Raw genomic sequence first — 15,136 nt, 5'->3', positions numbered from 1 at the left:
ATTTGCGTCGTCCGCAGCGCGAGATAACGCCTACCACCACGAAAACAGCGACTTCACCGACCCCGGCGAGCTCGTTCTCCCTACTTCTTTGCCGTCGCGCACATACACAAACGCCGGAATCCCGCGAATGCCGTACTTTTGCGCCAGATCCGGATCGTTGTCGACGTTGATCTTTTTGATCGGGTAGCCCTCGTCTCGCAGTTGCTCGTAGGCAGGTTGCGCTCGTCGGCAGGCTCCGCACCAAGGGGCCGAGAAGAAGTAGACCTTCCCTTCGACTTCGTGCGGCCGAGGAGGCTGCGGCAGCTCGATGCGATCGGCGTACATCACAAAGACGACGCCGATCGGCAGCATGAACGTGGCCAACGCGATCAGCAAAACGACCGGTTTGGGCATCGGATCGTACCTTGGGTGATGCGAAAGATGGGAAAAACGGTTCCTCAACCCTAGTACTTCGTTCCCCATTTGCCGCTCATTGGGGGCTACCGATACCTGATTGAGCGAATTTCTCGGATCGGCGATCCGCCTGATCGGAACAGTCGGCAGAAGCTGGTCGCGTCGTGGGCTGAATCGGAGCGTGGGAAAGTTCGATTTCAGATGGCAATTTTGACGCGACGCGATTCAAAACGGACCGTCCAAGAGACCTTGAGGAGAGGTTTTTGACGAATCTCGCCAACTTTTTCAGATCGCATTGAGCCCTGTTTTCTCGGTGTTTACGCGTTTTCAGGTAAAAAAAACGTTCGCCGCGACGGTGGCCCGTTGACGCACCGGTTTGTTCTGGTAATCTTTGTCCTTCCCAAGTGGTTGCTGACGCAGCCAAGGGGGAAAACAAAAACTGAGAGACAACGTTTCTCAGGCTTTGATCTTTGACAATTTGGTTGTGACCTCTGTTAAGTTCGGCGTGAGACTGGACTTCACTGAGACCGATTCAGGCCTTCGGGTTTGAAGGAGTTTTGGAGAAGACAATCACGATGAACTGTATTTGAATTGTTTTGCAAAGAGCAGTTCAAACGCTTTAACTGTTGCTCATAAGCGTCTCACTTCGGTGAGTCGTAAAAGCATATAACAATTGAAGGGTTTGATTCTGGCTCAGAATGAACGTTGGCGGCATGGATTAGGCATGCAAGTCGCGCGATAACTGAGAGAGCTTGCTCTCGAGGGGACAGCGGCGAAAGGGAGAGTAACAGGTGGTTTATCTACCCTCGGGTTTGGGATAGCGTCGGGAAACTGGCGGTAATACCAAATAACATCTACGGATCAAAGTTCCGGCGCCCGGGGATGAGACTGCTCACTATTAGCTTGTTGGTGGGGTAATGGCCTACCAAGGCGACGATGGTTAGCGGGCGTGAGAGCGTGGCCCGTCTCACTGGGACTGAGATACTGCCCAGACACCTACGGGTGGCTGCAGTCGAGAATCTTTGGCAATGGGCGCAAGCCTGACCAAGCGATGCCGCGTGCGGGATTAAGGCCTTCGGGTTGTAAACCGCTGTCAGAGGGGAAGAAATTTTGACTGATCCTCAGAGGAAGGACGGGCTAAGTTCGTGCCAGCAGCCGCGGTAAGACGAACCGTCCGAACGTTATTCGGAATTACTGGGCTTAAAGGGTGCGTAGGCGGCCCTACAAGTCAGGTGTGAAATCCCACGGCTCAACCGTGGAACTGCGCTTGAAACTGTAGGGCTTGAGGGAGATAGGGGTGAGCGGAACTGATGGTGGAGCGGTGAAATGCGTTGATATCATCAGGAACACCGGCGGCGAAGGCGGCTCACTGGGTCTCTACTGACGCTGAGGCACGAAAGCTAGGGGAGCGAACGGGATTAGATACCCCGGTAGTCCTAGCTGTAAACGATGAGCACTGGATCGAGGGGACTCCCACATCTTCTCGGTCGTAGCGAAAGTGTTAAGTGCTCCGCCTGGGGAGTATGGTCGCAAGGCTGAAACTCAAAGAAATTGACGGGGGCTCACACAAGCGGTGGAGGATGTGGCTTAATTCGAGGCTACGCGAAGAACCTTATCCTAGTCTTGACATGTTTAAGAATCTCCCTGAAAGGGGAGAGTGCTCTTCGGAGAGCTTTTGCACAGGTGCTGCATGGCTGTCGTCAGCTCGTGTCGTGAGATGTCGGGTTAAGTCCCTTAACGAGCGAAACCCCTATCTCTAGTTGCCAGCGAGTAATGTCGGGGACTCTAGAGAGACTGCCGGTGTGAAACCGGAGGAAGGCGGGGATGACGTCAAGTCCTCATGGCCTTTATGACTAGGGCTGCACACGTCCTACAATGGTGCGAACAAAGGGACGCAAACTCGCGAGAGTAAGCAAATCCCAGAAAACGCGCCTCAGTTCGGATTGCAGGCTGCAACTCGCCTGCATGAAGCCGGAATCGCTAGTAATCGCGGGTCAGCATACCGCGGTGAATATGTTCCTGAGCCTTGTACACACCGCCCGTCAAGCCACGAAAGTGGGGTGCACGCGAAGTCGCTAAGCTAACTCGCAAGAGAGGCAGGCGCCGAACGTGAACTCCGCGATTGGGACTAAGTCGTAACAAGGTAGCCGTAGGGGAACCTGCGGCTGGATCACCTCCTTTCTAAGGAAAACTGTTAGATGACTCAGGAAGACTCACACTTCCTTCTAGCGACGCTTACTTCGGTAAGCGGCGTGGATCGAAAGATCTGCGTCTGTTCAATAGACATCTAACGGTGGGACAGTCTCATACCGCTTAACAAGGTCACAACCATTTTTTATACGAAGCTCGCGATAGAAATATCTATCGCGAGCTTTTTTTCGTGCGCGCTCAGCAATCTACGCTACGTACGTGAAATTTCCGTGAACAACTCACATCGGCTAGAATCGAAGCGGTGCGGAATTGCTATCTTGAGAGTTGGAAACCCCCGGTACCGACAAGCAGGAGCGGACTCGATGCAACGACGTAATTTTCTCCAGTTCACCGGCGCCGCACTCGGCGGTTGCATATTGCCGAGTTTGGCTCGCGCCGAAGAAGCCGCTCAACCGTTTCGGTTCGCCCATTTGACCGACATTCATGTTCAGCCAGAGCTATCGGCCGGCGAAGGATTTCGCAAATGCTTAGCGTCGGTCAATGCGCTTGAGAAAAGGCCGGAGGTAATCGTTACCGGCGGAGATATGGTGATGGATATCTTCGCGCATAATCGTCAGCGGGCCGATCAGCTCTTTTCGCTCTACGGGGATGTGGTCAAAGGGGAAACCGATATCCCGTTCCGCAGCTGCATCGGCAACCACGATGTTTTCGGCTGGTCGCACCGGCAAGATGTGAAGCCGGAAGACGCCGAGTTTGGCAAAGGTCTGGTTTGCGAAAAACTCGGGTTAGAAAAGACCTACTACGCGTTCGACCAGGGAGGTTGGCGGTTCTATATCTTGGACGACATTCAAATGGCGCCGAACAACCGCTACCAGGCCTATCTCGAAGAAGAGCAGTTCGAGTGGCTGAAAAAAGATCTCGAAGAAAAGCCGGCGGAAACCCCCGCCGTTGTCGTCAGCCATATTCCCATTTATACGGTTTCGACATTTGATAACGGGCGCGAAGAAGACCTCGCCTACCGCGTTGGGTTTAGCGCGATGTGTCGCGAGGCCGCCAAACTAGGAAATCTATTCTCCAAGCATAATGTGAAACTGGCTCTTTCTGGGCATCATCACATCTTGGAGCGGATCGAATTCCAAGGGGTTACCTACATTTGCGGCGGCGCCGTCTCCGGCGGTTGGTGGCGCGGCCCGCATCGCGGCGTGCAGGAAGGATTTGGATTGGTCGATTTGAACCCGAACGGGACTTTTGACTACGAATACGTCGACTATGGCTGGACGCCGGTAACATAGGGAAAGAACATTCGTTCGACTGGGACGCGACTTTTGACTTTTGAGGTTGCGCTATTTCCGATCGCAGGCGCCCATTTCGCTTCGTAGCCCGATGCCCGAGCGTGGGAAAGTCGCTCGGCGATTCCAATACGGCTCGAAGTAGCCAACCGCATTTGCCTTGTTCGCCCATCGGGCTACGAAGAGAAAGCTTAAAACACGAAAAACCCGGTTCGTCGTAGAAACGAACCGGGTTTCTTTTTTGCGCTCGGGCGTGACTCTTTGACGGGGGCCCTGCGCCCGAGCGTGATTCAGTAGATCGAAATCATTTTTCACCAACAAGGCGAAATCCTCTACAGAGCCGGGGTCACCGGCGTGGTGGGAATGGTCGGCGTTTCATGAAATCGTCGCACCGCGAAGTATCCGACGACCAAAAACGCGACCAGTACGACCAGCTGAGCGATTGCAAACGGCGGTTCCGAATTGGTCGGCGCCAACGCGTGAAGAGCGGGGATCTTCATGAATGACTGAACTACAAGCACGAAAAAGTTGAAGTAAAACGCAATCAACGCAGACGCGACATACGCGATCCGCCAGCCCGATTGCAGATGTCCTACATACCTGGCGACCGCCGCGATCGTCAAAACGATCAGCGATAAGATCCCAATGATGACGCCGGGAGTGAACTGGAGATTCGGGAATCCGAATCCGGTCAAGCTGGTCAACAATGTCGTCACAAAAAAGGTGCTGGTCCAGCCACGCAATGGTCGGGAACTGAGCAATCGATAGGCGAATCCAAAGCCAGAAACGATGGCGACCAAACTGATTGCGACGTGAATGATCGTGTAGATGGCTAATGCGGACATGGTCATGTTCCTTGCAAAATTACTACTCGTTGCGCCTACAACATGGATGCTGCCGGCGGCATGACGTTACAGCCGCCGGGTTCTACGCGGGGGGAGACTTGTTTATCCCGGGCATCTGACTGAGCGTAGGAGGTGGTCGCCAGCAGGGCGATTCTGGTGAAGAGAGGGCAAGAAATAGAAAAATCCCATTGCTCGCGGCGCCGTAAAGCGGGCGAAACAATGGGATTTTCAAAGTGGGCTAGACTGGATTCGAACCAGCACGTCCTTTACGGACACTAGGCCCTCAACCTAGCGCGTCTGCCAATTCCGCCACTAGCCCGTGGCTACCGCTACAGTCGCTTGCGGCGACCGTAATGGAACACATTAGTCTAGGAAAACCGCCCTGCGGGTCAAGCGGGGGGCGATTACCGATCTGGCCGGCGTTTTACCACAAAGATGGTCCGGTCACACGCGGTAGGACGATGCAGCTTGGCGAGAAGTTCACGCCCTGCCGTCAAAATTCGATCGGCTGGCAATTCCAGGTGCTCACGAAGTTTTTCGGCAAATTGGGCGATTCCGGCCGGTCCAGCCTCGTCGAACAGGTATTCGCGAACGCCGGACGACATCATCGTGATCGCCGATCCAGGCTTCAGCCGTCGTTCGAGAAAGCGGGGATCGACATCGGTTCTGGCGCCCAATAAGAACGACATTTCCCACAGTTCTTCCCAACCATCCGGCGTAATCAACAGGCCGCAGGTCTCGCCGGCGTTGGCGATCTCGATCAGTCCGGTGTCGGGATGAATCACGCCGTAAGCAAGGGACGCAAAGCGGTCCCCAGCCGAGGTCGACCAAAAGGTGTGATTCACGCGATTCACCAACGTGCGAGCATCCGGAGCATAGCGTCCGTGGGATTTAACGGCCGATGCCAATTGGCCGGCCATCATCGCCGCTTCCATTTGGCGGCCGTCGGAATCTCCCACGGTGATCGCGAGCGCACCATCATCCAGCATCGACCAGTCATGGAAGTCGCCGCCGGCTTGCTCGGCTTGCTCGGTCCAGCCGGCCAGGTCCCAGCCTTCCAGCAGCGGTTTGACGTGCGGCAGCTGGTGATCTTGTTGAGCGGCGATCGCAGCAAGTTGATTCGTCAGGTCATGCGAATCGGTCTTGTCCTTCAGCAGCACGTCGAGTTCCAGCTCCGACGCGATGCGGCCGGCGATGATTTCCAGCGTTTGCGTTTCGGCCGTGGTGAAGTCTCGATATTCCTCGGAGAAAATCCAAAGCGTGCCGATCGGATTGGTGCTGGTCGAAACGGGAATGCAGCAAGCCGACGGATAATTCTCGGGACAGCGCCAATGCGGCAGCAACGCGGTGTCTTCTAGCACGACGGCGTTGCCGGCAAGCGCCTCAAGATCGGCGATCGCGGCGGCAAGCGGACGAGCCGGTTCGAGAAAGCGTTCAGGCGGTAGATTGAGCGCAGCGCGAAGTTTCAATTCGCTGGTCGAATCGTCCAGCATGTAGATCGCGGCGGCCGACGCATGCACGTTCTCCAGCGCTCCCCGCATGACGGCCTGCAGTTTGTCGGCGATATGGTTCTTCGACTGCACGGCCGAGACCGGGATGTTGGCGGCGAGTTCCGCTTCGACGCGGATCATGCCGGTGCGTAATCGCTGCACTTCCGACATCATTTCGGCCATGGCGCCGGCGATTTGGGCGACTTCGCGGGGGGGCGCAAAATCGGAGTCATTTAGCACCGGTTTGACCAGCAATCGACCAGTCGTTTTTCCATCCAGGTCGACAACGGCATAACCATCGCCGGCCGAGCCGTCGCGGTACTCTAAATGACAGCCGAACGCTTCGACCAAGGCCGCACTTGCAGAAGAAAGCCCTGGGAAGAGAGCCTTCGCGCCCGACGACGGTCGCGCCGTTTCGTGACGGTGAATCCGGAGATAGCTGGGAATGGGCCGAGCCATAGTTGCGCGCCGATTGGAATCTGCATTTTTCCATTTCCGCCTCGTCCGTGGCGATAAAAACTCGAGGCGCTGATCCATAGCACCCGCAAGCCTGCGTCGACATCCTTGGTCGAACAGTTAGGGAATCGGCGTCACAGCTAGCACGCATTAACTGCTTTTCCTAATTTCACACATGCCGTGGTAGTTCGTACCTATTACGTGGAGTTTTCATAGGAAGAATCGGTGAAATCGTCACCGCTGGAATCTCGAAATGACCAAAGGTGTCCGACAGATAGTGGACAAAAGGACAGTTCCAAGTTCACCAGGCGGGAAACGAGGGTACCAACAAAATGAGATGGCACTACACCAACGGGCGTCGCATCGATGCGATCTTTGCGAGTGGAAAATTGAAGCCGGCGGCCTCTTGTAATTCGAGTCGGATGAGACCGGCCGTTTGGTTTTCGGCCAACGCCCACTGGGAAGCGACCGCTAATCGAGCGGTGCGGCGCATCGATGGTTCCGTCTTACGCTGCGATCGTGAGCAAACCGATTTGTTTTGCGATGGGTTGTTCCGTGTCGAGATTGGCGCGTCCACCATGTTGGCGTCATGGCGCGAGATGGCCGCGATGTGCGGGATGCAGCCGGGGGATCGCTTGAAGATCGAATCGCTGGCGCGCCGCTTGGGGAGCAACCCGCTGCAATGGTACGCTTCGCTGCGTTCGATTGACCGTGATCACTGGACGGCGATCGAGCGCTGGAATGGCGGCGACTGGGAACCGGTTGAAGCTTGTGCGATGTCGTTGGCGCCGTCGGTCGCGACGCGGTTGGCAGGTTAGGCGTTTTCTTTGATCGCCGTCACGATATCGAGAATTGCTTTCTTGCCGTCGGCAAACAGCATCAATGCGTTATCAGCGGCGAACAGCGGGTTCGGAACGCCAGCAAAGCCGGGGCTCAGGCTTCGCTTGATGACGATAACGGTTCGCGCTTTGTCGACATGGATAATCGGCATCCCGGCGATGGGACTGTGGGGATCGGTGCTTGCGACCGGATTGACCACGTCGTTGGCGCCCAGGACGATGGCCACATCGACCTGGCTCATCGTGGGGTTGATGTCATCCATCTCTCGCAGCTTTTCATAGGGAATGTCGGCTTCGGCCAACAGGACGTTCATGTGTCCCGGCATCCGTCCAGCGACGGGATGAATCGCATATTCGACCTCGATTCCTTTCTCTTCCAGCAGCGTCGCCAGATCGCGCACGGCATGCTGCGCCTGGGCGACGGCCAGGCCATAGCCGGGAACGATCACGACGCGCTGGGCGGCGTCCAGGATCATCGCGACGTCATCGGCGGAGGTCGAGCGAACGTTGGCGTAGACCTCGTCTGCGGCGGGACCGGTCGAAGCGGCGGCCGATTGCAGGCCGCCGAAAACGACGTTGAGCAGCGAGCGGTTCATCGCTTTGCACATAATCTGCGTCAGCACGATTCCCGAGGCTCCGACCAGCGAGCCGGAGATGATCAACACGTTGTTCTCAATAACAAACCCTGTCGCCGCCGCGGCTAAGCCCGAGTAAGAGTTGAGCAGCGCGATCACCACCGGCATGTCGGCGCCCCCGATCGGCGCAACCAGGGTCACTCCCAATACCGACGCGATGATCACAATCAACAGATAGGGCAAGACGGAATAGCCGGTCCCGGTCATAAGAATAATCAGGAGCAGCAGCACCATCACCATGATCGCGTTGATGAGATGGACCGAAGGGATGTCAATCGGCTTTTTGAACATCTGCAACTCTTGCAGCTTGCCATAGGCGACGAGCGATCCCCAAAAGGTGACGGCGCCGATCAGACCGGATAACGCGGCAGCCAGCAACACGTCCGACGTGCCGATGGTATTCGGACGCAGCAGTTCGGCGCCGGCGACAAAGACGGTGGCCGCTCCGCCAAAGCCGTTAAACAGGGCCACCAGCTGCGGCATTTCGGTCATTTGAATTTTGACCGCCAGGACGATGCCGATGATGCTGCCGATTACCAGGCCAGCAACGACATAGGCGCCGACTCCGGTAACGAGCAGCGTGAGCAATATCGCCAACAGCATCGCGCCGGCGCTGACTAGGTTTCCCTTGACCGCCGTCCGCGGATGAGACATGAACTTCAGGCCGAAGATGAACAGGATCGCCGAAACAACGTAAGCCAGATTGATCAAGGCGTCGTACACTAGGAGTTCCTTCGTTGAGGCCGACTTGCGTTATCGTTTCGGTTTGAACATTTCAAGCATGCGATGGGTCACTAGATAGCCTCCCACTACGTTGATCGTCGCCAAGATGACGGCGATCAAACCGATGAATGCGGCCAACCATGAATCGCCGGCGCTGGCGGCGATCAAGGCTCCGACGATCGAGATTCCGCTGATCGCGTTGGAGCCGGACATCAGCGGCGTGTGCAGCGTCGGCGGCACTTTGGTAATCAGCTCGAAGCCGATGAAGATCGCCAAAATGAAAATCGTCAAACTTGCGACCAAAGCGTGGTAACGCGTAAACTTGGCCTCATGCGACGGCGGCGTTTCATCAACAGGTTCCGCCGGCGTTTCTGCAGCCGGATCGGGGGTGGTCGCTTCGCCCTCTGCGGTCGCTTGGGCAGGCTCCGCTTCTGGGGCGGGTTCTGCCGCAGTCGGTTTTTCATCGGTTTTGGGGGGCGCTGCATCTTGCGCCGTCGCTGACGCCGCGCTTCCCAAGATCAGCAGCAGTAGCATGAGCCATTTCATGTTGCGTTTCCTTCCGAGGGAGGCGCCGGTTGGTCATCATCCAGCGGTATTTTGTCGTTTTCCGCTGGCGGCTGCGGCGGCTCGATCGCCGCCAGGCCTAACATCTCGCGGATCCGGTTGTGGACGACTTCGCCATCGCGGGCGACCATCGTCGATGCGATGATCTCATCTGCGGGGTCAATCGCCAGTTCTTTCTCTTTCACCATGTTGAGCAGGAACTTGGTGATGTTGCTAGAGAACATCTGGCTGGCGTGCTGAGGAACTTCCGCAGCTAGATTGGTCGGCCCTAGGATCAACACGCCGTTATGCTCGATGCGCGTGTCGGGCTGAGACGGCTCGATATTGCCTCCGCGCTCAGCGGCGAGATCGACCAAGACCGAACCGGGCCGCATGCCGTTGACCGCATCTGTGGTTACCAACAGCGGCGACTTTTTGCCGGGGATCGCGGCGGTGGTGATGACGACATCGCACTCGCGAACCGTGTCGGCCATAAACTCACGCTGTTTTTTGTAAAAGTCTTCGCCCAGATCTTTGGCGTAACCACCTTTGTCTTGCGCTCCGCTCGATTCGAGGTGAAAGTCGACCGCTTTTCCGCCGAGACTTTCGATCTGCTCTTGCGCTTCTTTGCGAACATCATAGCCCAGCACAACGGCACCCAGTCGTTTGGCCGTCGCGATTGCTTGCAAGCCAGCGACGCCGGCGCCGATCACAAAAACTTTGGCGGGTTTCAGCGTGCCGGCCGCGGTCATTAGCATCGGAAAAATCTTGGGCAGCTCGATCGCCGCGATCAAAACGGCGCGATAGCCGGAGATCGTCGCTTGAGACGAGAGGATATCCATGCTTTGGGCGCGGGTAATGCGGGGGATTAGCTCCAGGGCGAACTGGGTCGTCTGTTTGCCGGCCATTTCTGCGATCGCGGCAGGATTGCCGAGGGGATCACACCCGCCGACAAGAATCTGACCCGGTTTGACCAATTCGAGGTCATCTCTCCCCGCTTCTGGGTTGGCTCCTAGACAGCGAACCTGGAAGACGATGTCGGACTGCGCGAAAGCGTCCGCCCGGGAAGAGACAATTTTGGCTCCCGCGGCTTCATAATCGGCGTCCAGAAAGCCGGCGGCGACTCCGGCGCCGGTTTCGACAATGATTTCAGCGCCTGCTTTTTGTAGCGGGGCGAGGGACGCGGGTATCAGGGCGACACGCTGTTCGCCCGGGAAATTTTCGCGTACGACGGCAATAATCATGTGTTTTCCCTAGGTCGTGGGGCGCGGCGCCTGGGGATTTCTGGAGCGAGCGGGGTACTTGGCCGCGCAACACAACTCAAATCGTGGAAAATTCTTACACACGTAGCGTCATCTGGGAACCCTTTTTCCGGTAGTTATCGGGGAGTAGTTGCGGGTTTTCTCCCTTTCTTCAAATCGCAGCGGCGGTCACTTGCGGAATAGTAGATGTCTCGGTAAAATCCGTGTTTCCCCTGACCGTTCTGGGCCCCGCTGTGGCGCTGAAGTCCGGTTTTCTGCGGGAAAATCAAAGAACCGGCTCGGAACCCGCGAGTCGGAGTGGACTGTTGAGCCAGGATAAACTGAGAGCCAGGATATTATGTCGACTACAACTTTCATGGCGAAGACCGGTCAAGTCGATCAGCAATGGTGGCTGGTTGATGCGGAAGACCAGATCGTCGGTCGCTTGGCGAGCGATTTGGCCATGATCTTGATGGGGAAGCACCGCCCCACCTATACGCCCCACGTCGACACTGGCGATTTTGTCGTTGTCGTGAACGCCGAGAAGGTGAAGTTCACCGGCGGCAAATGGGACAAAAAAGAATATACTTGGTACACCGGTTACCCCGGGCTGCGTACCGAAACAGCTGGCAAGCGCCTTGAGCGTCACCCGGACTGGATCCTGCGAGATGCGGTCCGTCGGATGCTGCCGAAAAACAAGCTGGCGACCAAGATGCTCGACAAACTGAAGATCTTCGTCGGTCCCGAGCACGAACATCAAGCCCAGCAGCCGCAGCCTCTTACTGGGCTGGGTCAAGTTAAACAAAAGAAACGCAAGTAAGCGATACTAAGGGAATATCATGTCGACCGACGAAACAGGCGAAACCACTGTCGAAACGCCCGTAGAAGCCGAACCGGCTCCGGCTCCAGTGAAGAAGGCGATGCCGGCTGAAGGCGTTGTTTTGGGAACGGGACGCCGTAAGTCGAGCGTTGCCCGCGTCCGCATCAAAAGCGGTAGCGGCAAGATCTCGATCAATGATCGTTCGCTGGAAGATTTCTTCCCGAACCTCCAAGATCAGGTCTCGTTCATGGGCCCGCTGCAAGACACTGGATATGTCGACAAGATCGATATCCGGATTCTGGTCAACGGCGGCGGCACCTCGGGCCAAGCTGGCGCATGCCGCATGGGTCTGGGTCGTGCTCTGGCCAAGATGGACGAAAACGCTTTCCCGGCACTGCGAGAAAACGGTCACTTGACCCGCGATTCTCGCATGAAGGAACGCAAAAAGTACGGTCTGCGTGGCGCTCGCCGCGGAACTCAGTTCTCGAAGCGTTAATCGCTCGGACTCGGTTTTTCCAGATACAGAAGAAGCTCGCCCCATTGGGGCGAGTTTTTTTTATTTCTTGGTCGCCCGATGCGCCAGCGAGATGCGGTTGGCCACTTCGGTCCGTACTAGAATCGGCGAGCGATTTTCCCTCAATCATGCTGCGGGCTACGAAGAAAAATGGGCTACGATTGGAGGGCTCTACGTTAGAATCCCCGCGATCGGTTTGCCTTCGCTGATCGCCATGGGGCGGCCGATTGGGGTGTCGTACATGTGATGGTAGTCGATCCCTAGCGTCTGGTAGATCGTCGCGTGAATGTCGGCGATGCCGACCGATCCGGCGAGGTCCGGCGTGACTTTGCTGCCTGCGGGATCGGTCTCGCCGATGCAGGCTCCGCCGCGGATGCCGCCGCCTGCGAGGGCGACGCTAAACCCATGCGGCCAATGATCGCGACCGCCGGCTGGATTGATTCTTGGGGTACGGCCAAATTCTCCGCCGCACAGAACGACGGTGCTCTTCAGCAGATCGCGCTCTTCCAGCAGACGCACCAACGCGGAGAACGCCGGGTCAAGCTCCGCAATTCGACCGCTTTGCAGTTCATGATTGTTGATGTGCGAGTCCCAGCCGCTGAGTGTTACTTCGACGCAGCGCACGCCGGTCTCGATCAATTGTGCGGCGCACAAACAACCGCGGCCAAACGGCGTCTCGCCGAAATCGGCCCGCAGCGACTGCGGCGCATCTTCAATATTGAACGCTTTGATCTGCTCGGAGTTCATCATCGTGATCGCTTTGTCGATCGTCGCAAGATGCAGCGTCCGATTCTGCTCGAGATCCGAGCGTCGCCCACGGGTGAACGAACGCTCGAGAATATCGAGGTCTTGGCGACGTTGGGCGAACCGCTCATCGGCGACGCGCCGCGGCAAATCGGGCAAGTCGCCGCGTGGATCGTACATTTTAAACGCGTCATACTTGTTACCGAGAAATCCGCCGTGGGCCGGCCATTGATCGGGGAAAATCGAGACATGACGGGGGATCTCGACCCCTACGCTCCCTAGTTCATGGCACGTCACAGCGCCGATCGTCGGATGAATGAGGGTCGGATCAGGGCGATATCCGGTTTTCATGTTATAGGTCGCCCGCTCGTGATCTCCCTCTCGACTGGTGACGCCGCGCAGCAGTGCGATGCGGTTCATCACTTCGGCGGTGCTCGGCATAAGATGCGAGATTTCGACGCCAGGCGTGGAGGTCGCAATACGCTTTGTGTCGCCGCCGATCATTTTGCCGGGATGCGGATCAAACGTTTCTAACTGACTGGGGCCTCCTTGCATCCAGAGGACGATGACCGACTTGGCGGGTGCGCCGCTCTTGTCGGCTGCGGCGGCCGCCGCCAACTGCGCGGCCAAGGGGGTCAACCAAGGCAATCCGCCGGCCGCTTTCAGCAGCGTGCGCCGCGAAAAATGATCGGGTCCGCCGCAACCGCCGCTGGGGGAATGTTGGATGGTCATCAAAGGTTCTCGGCGATTAGTGATTCCAGGCGAATTCAGATGAGTTCAGCAGCGCCCAGATCAGGTCTTCTGCTTTTTGACGAGGATTGAGCGTGTCATCTCGCAATCGCTCGACGAAGTATTCGATTTCCGCTTGGCTAGGGCGTCGCGTTAACGTGGTCAGAAACGCGATCTCAATCGTTGCTGGATGATCGGGCGCAAGCAGCGCCAGTCGCGTGGCCGAATTACGGACGAGATTGTCTTTTGTCCGATCCTTGACCAAATTGCCGTTCATCATCAATAGACGCTGAGGAATCGTTCCTCCTTGTTCGGCGAACTCATCTTCCCCGGCGTCGCCGTAACGCTTGAGAAAATCGTTGTGTTCGCCAAAGTTAATCAGCTGCGTCAGAATGTGGCTTTCGGCGTCAAGCGTTTTTAAAACAGCCGCTTGTTGGATGGCGCCGATCACTTGTTCGGGGCGCAAACGCGTGACCGGATAGGCGGCCCAGGTTTCTTCGTGAGCGGCGGTGATTTCAAAGTCGGCCCGGCTATCGCGCTGAAAGGCTTTGGTCGCTACGATCACGCGAATGAGTCGCTGCAGATCAAACCCATGGGCGATGAAGTCATCGGTTAGCGGTTCTAGGCCCGGCGGATATTCGCCGGTCTCGAACGAACCGTTCAGCGGAATACTATCGACTGGTTCGATCAGCGGCTTGCCGGTGGTGATCGCCCACATCCGGTTGATGATCGCGCGGGCAAAGGGGCGGTTCTCGGGATGGGTCACCCAATTGGCGAGGCGCTCACGCTCTGTCGCGCCCTCTTGCAGTAAGTTCTGGTTGAAGGGGACCTGGGAAGGGACAAGCGTCGTGTCGTCGTCATAGAGATACTGGTATTCGTAGGTCGCCCTGGTGTCGTCACGAATCCCGACAAATGAGTTCTCCGCTTCGCGAAAGAACGAAGCGAGCTCGTGGAAATCACTCTGTTTCAGGTCGCCCCCCATATTGTCGTCATGGCATTGGACGCAGTCGAGACGCGTCGCGAGAAAGGCCCGCGTGACGCGGCCAGCCAACTTCACCGGGTCAGGGCGTTGGTTGCCGTCCTGATCGATGGTCGCGGTGACAAAGTTAACTGCCGGGGCATCGGTCCATAGCCCATTGTCAGAAATCAGTTCGCGAGTCAGTTGGTCGTAGGGACGGTTCTCCATCAGTTGATCGCTGAGCCAGGTCAGAAAGCGGCGTCCGCGATAGATGAGAAACGGCCCATTCTCGACGCCGACATAGGCGCGGCGGAGTCGCTCGGCGACAAAATCGCCATAACGCCGATCGGCGAATGTTTTCGAGAGCCACCAGGAGAGTCGATCCCCCTTCGAGCGGCTTTCTAGCACCCGAATTTCTTCCAGCGAAGGGACCGTGCCGGTTAATCCTAAAGAAATTCGGCGAATCTGCGTCAGTTCATCGGCCGGAGAAGCGATCTCGAGACCGGCGTCCGACCAGACTTGTTGAAACTGCTCGTCGACGCGATCGGCGACCGCCTGAATCTCGTTTTGCTGATTTTCATCGAGCGGATGGGCGATTTCCGCGACTTGGGGAGGACGCTGCGGCACGACAAGTCCGCCGACCACGGCCGAGACCGCGATTCCGCAAATGCCGAGAAACAGCAGATTTCGTAGCCACATGGCGATTTTCATTCCTCCCCCAATTCCGTTGTACTAATTACCTGCGTTGAGGGAAAATGGTTTCGGC

At 57.0% G+C, this 15,136-nt stretch carries 12 protein-coding genes, 1 tRNA gene and 1 rRNA gene; 5 read left to right on the top strand and 9 right to left on the bottom strand.

What is annotated here, in order from left to right:
• Window positions 1–30 precede the first annotated feature (30 nt).
• Window positions 31–393, bottom strand: a complete 363-nt coding sequence (locus DSM3645_RS23135; protein ID WP_002655041.1) for a thioredoxin family protein — start codon at window positions 391–393, stop codon at window positions 31–33.
• A gap of 670 nt (window positions 394–1,063) precedes the next feature.
• Between DSM3645_RS23135 and DSM3645_RS23130 the strand changes: the two genes are divergently transcribed.
• Window positions 1,064–2,574: ribosomal RNA gene (locus DSM3645_RS23130) — 16S ribosomal RNA — on the top strand.
• Window positions 2,575–2,906: 332 nt separating this feature from the next.
• Window positions 2,907–3,836, top strand: a complete 930-nt coding sequence (locus tag DSM3645_RS23125; protein WP_050769490.1) for a metallophosphoesterase family protein — start codon at window positions 2,907–2,909, stop codon at window positions 3,834–3,836.
• Window positions 3,837–4,165: 329 nt separating this feature from the next.
• Here the strand turns inward: DSM3645_RS23125 and DSM3645_RS23120 are convergent, their stop codons facing one another.
• The 3 genes from DSM3645_RS23120 to DSM3645_RS23110 all read right to left on the bottom strand — a co-directional run bounded on the left by DSM3645_RS23120 (window position 4,166) and on the right by DSM3645_RS23110 (window position 6,627).
• Entirely contained in the window at window positions 4,166–4,678 is a 513-nt protein-coding gene (locus DSM3645_RS23120) for a hypothetical protein (protein WP_002655037.1), read from the bottom strand.
• A 234-nt stretch (window positions 4,679–4,912) separates the two neighbouring features.
• Window positions 4,913–4,997: transfer RNA gene (locus tag DSM3645_RS23115), tRNA-Leu, on the bottom strand.
• A gap of 85 nt (window positions 4,998–5,082) precedes the next feature.
• Complete coding sequence (locus DSM3645_RS23110; protein ID WP_040352955.1) at window positions 5,083–6,627, bottom strand: PP2C family protein-serine/threonine phosphatase; 1,545 nt, start codon at window positions 6,625–6,627, stop codon at window positions 5,083–5,085.
• A gap of 329 nt (window positions 6,628–6,956) precedes the next feature.
• Between DSM3645_RS23110 and DSM3645_RS23105 the strand changes: the two genes are divergently transcribed.
• On the top strand, window positions 6,957–7,442 hold the full coding sequence (locus tag DSM3645_RS23105; protein WP_131282806.1) for a hypothetical protein: 486 nt from the start codon (window positions 6,957–6,959) through the stop codon (window positions 7,440–7,442).
• On the opposite strand, the gene DSM3645_RS23100 is transcribed toward DSM3645_RS23105, so the two are convergent.
• Genes DSM3645_RS23100 through DSM3645_RS23090 form a run of 3 tightly spaced genes read right to left on the bottom strand, consistent with a single transcriptional unit; the run spans window position 7,439 to window position 10,608 of the window.
• Window positions 7,439–8,821 (bottom strand): NAD(P)(+) transhydrogenase (Re/Si-specific) subunit beta, encoded by a 1,383-nt coding sequence (locus DSM3645_RS23100; RefSeq protein WP_002655034.1) that lies wholly within the window; start codon window positions 8,819–8,821, stop codon window positions 7,439–7,441. The genes DSM3645_RS23105 and DSM3645_RS23100 overlap by 4 nt on opposite strands.
• A 30-nt stretch (window positions 8,822–8,851) precedes the next feature.
• A complete protein-coding gene (locus tag DSM3645_RS31930; protein WP_002655033.1) occupies window positions 8,852–9,367 on the bottom strand; it encodes an NAD(P) transhydrogenase subunit alpha in 516 nt (171 codons plus the stop codon).
• Window positions 9,364–10,608: an NAD(P) transhydrogenase subunit alpha gene (locus DSM3645_RS23090; RefSeq protein WP_002655032.1), complete on the bottom strand. Its 1,245-nt coding sequence runs from the start codon at window positions 10,606–10,608 to the stop codon at window positions 9,364–9,366. The genes DSM3645_RS31930 and DSM3645_RS23090 overlap by 4 nt, the downstream gene beginning before the upstream one ends.
• 373 nt (window positions 10,609–10,981) lie before the next feature.
• Here DSM3645_RS23090 and rplM point away from each other — a divergent pair, with 373 nt between their 5' ends.
• Window positions 10,982–11,425 (top strand): 50S ribosomal protein L13, encoded by a 444-nt coding sequence (gene rplM / locus DSM3645_RS23085; protein ID WP_002655031.1) that lies wholly within the window; start codon window positions 10,982–10,984, stop codon window positions 11,423–11,425.
• A gap of 19 nt (window positions 11,426–11,444) precedes the next feature.
• Complete coding sequence (rpsI, locus tag DSM3645_RS23080) at window positions 11,445–11,921, top strand: 30S ribosomal protein S9 (RefSeq protein WP_002655030.1); 477 nt, start codon at window positions 11,445–11,447, stop codon at window positions 11,919–11,921.
• Window positions 11,922–12,110: 189 nt separating this feature from the next.
• Here rpsI and DSM3645_RS23075 read toward each other — a convergent pair whose 3' ends face one another.
• Both DSM3645_RS23075 and DSM3645_RS23070 read right to left on the bottom strand, forming a co-directional pair.
• Complete coding sequence (locus DSM3645_RS23075) at window positions 12,111–13,415, bottom strand: DUF1501 domain-containing protein (RefSeq protein ID WP_002655029.1); 1,305 nt, start codon at window positions 13,413–13,415, stop codon at window positions 12,111–12,113.
• A gap of 16 nt (window positions 13,416–13,431) precedes the next feature.
• Window positions 13,432–15,069 carry a DUF1549 domain-containing protein gene (locus DSM3645_RS23070; protein WP_040353262.1) on the bottom strand — a complete coding sequence of 546 codons (1,638 nt, stop codon included), beginning with the start codon at window positions 15,067–15,069 and terminating at the stop codon, window positions 13,432–13,434.
• Between the last annotated feature and the right edge of the window lie 67 nt (window positions 15,070–15,136).

The sequence above is a fragment of the Blastopirellula marina DSM 3645 genome, assembly GCF_000153105.1.
GTDB classification, from domain to species: domain Bacteria; phylum Planctomycetota; class Planctomycetia; order Pirellulales; family Pirellulaceae; genus Blastopirellula; species Blastopirellula marina.
Note: the sequence above shows the minus strand (reverse complement) of the source record. Positions and strands in the feature narration are given on the sequence as shown.

What these genes read in the sequence shown, in the direction of transcription:
- DSM3645_RS23135 (WP_002655041.1), bottom strand. Translation starts at nt 393, where the DNA reads ATGCCCAAACCGGTCGTTTTGCTGATCGCGTTGGCCACGTTCATGCTG.
- DSM3645_RS23125 (WP_050769490.1), top strand. Translation starts at nt 2,907, where the DNA reads ATGCAACGACGTAATTTTCTCCAGTTCACCGGCGCCGCACTCGGCGGT.
- DSM3645_RS23120 (WP_002655037.1), bottom strand. Translation starts at nt 4,678, where the DNA reads ATGTCCGCATTAGCCATCTACACGATCATTCACGTCGCAATCAGTTTG.
- DSM3645_RS23110 (WP_040352955.1), bottom strand. Translation starts at nt 6,627, where the DNA reads ATGGCTCGGCCCATTCCCAGCTATCTCCGGATTCACCGTCACGAAACG.
- DSM3645_RS23105 (WP_131282806.1), top strand. Translation starts at nt 6,957, where the DNA reads ATGAGATGGCACTACACCAACGGGCGTCGCATCGATGCGATCTTTGCG.
- DSM3645_RS31930 (WP_002655033.1), bottom strand. Translation starts at nt 9,367, where the DNA reads ATGAAATGGCTCATGCTACTGCTGCTGATCTTGGGAAGCGCGGCGTCA.
- DSM3645_RS23090 (WP_002655032.1), bottom strand. Translation starts at nt 10,608, where the DNA reads ATGATTATTGCCGTCGTACGCGAAAATTTCCCGGGCGAACAGCGTGTC.
- rplM (WP_002655031.1), top strand. Translation starts at nt 10,982, where the DNA reads ATGGCGAAGACCGGTCAAGTCGATCAGCAATGGTGGCTGGTTGATGCG.
- rpsI (WP_002655030.1), top strand. Translation starts at nt 11,445, where the DNA reads ATGTCGACCGACGAAACAGGCGAAACCACTGTCGAAACGCCCGTAGAA.
- DSM3645_RS23075 (WP_002655029.1), bottom strand. Translation starts at nt 13,415, where the DNA reads ATGACCATCCAACATTCCCCCAGCGGCGGTTGCGGCGGACCCGATCAT.
- DSM3645_RS23070 (WP_040353262.1), bottom strand. Translation starts at nt 15,069, where the DNA reads ATGTGGCTACGAAATCTGCTGTTTCTCGGCATTTGCGGAATCGCGGTC.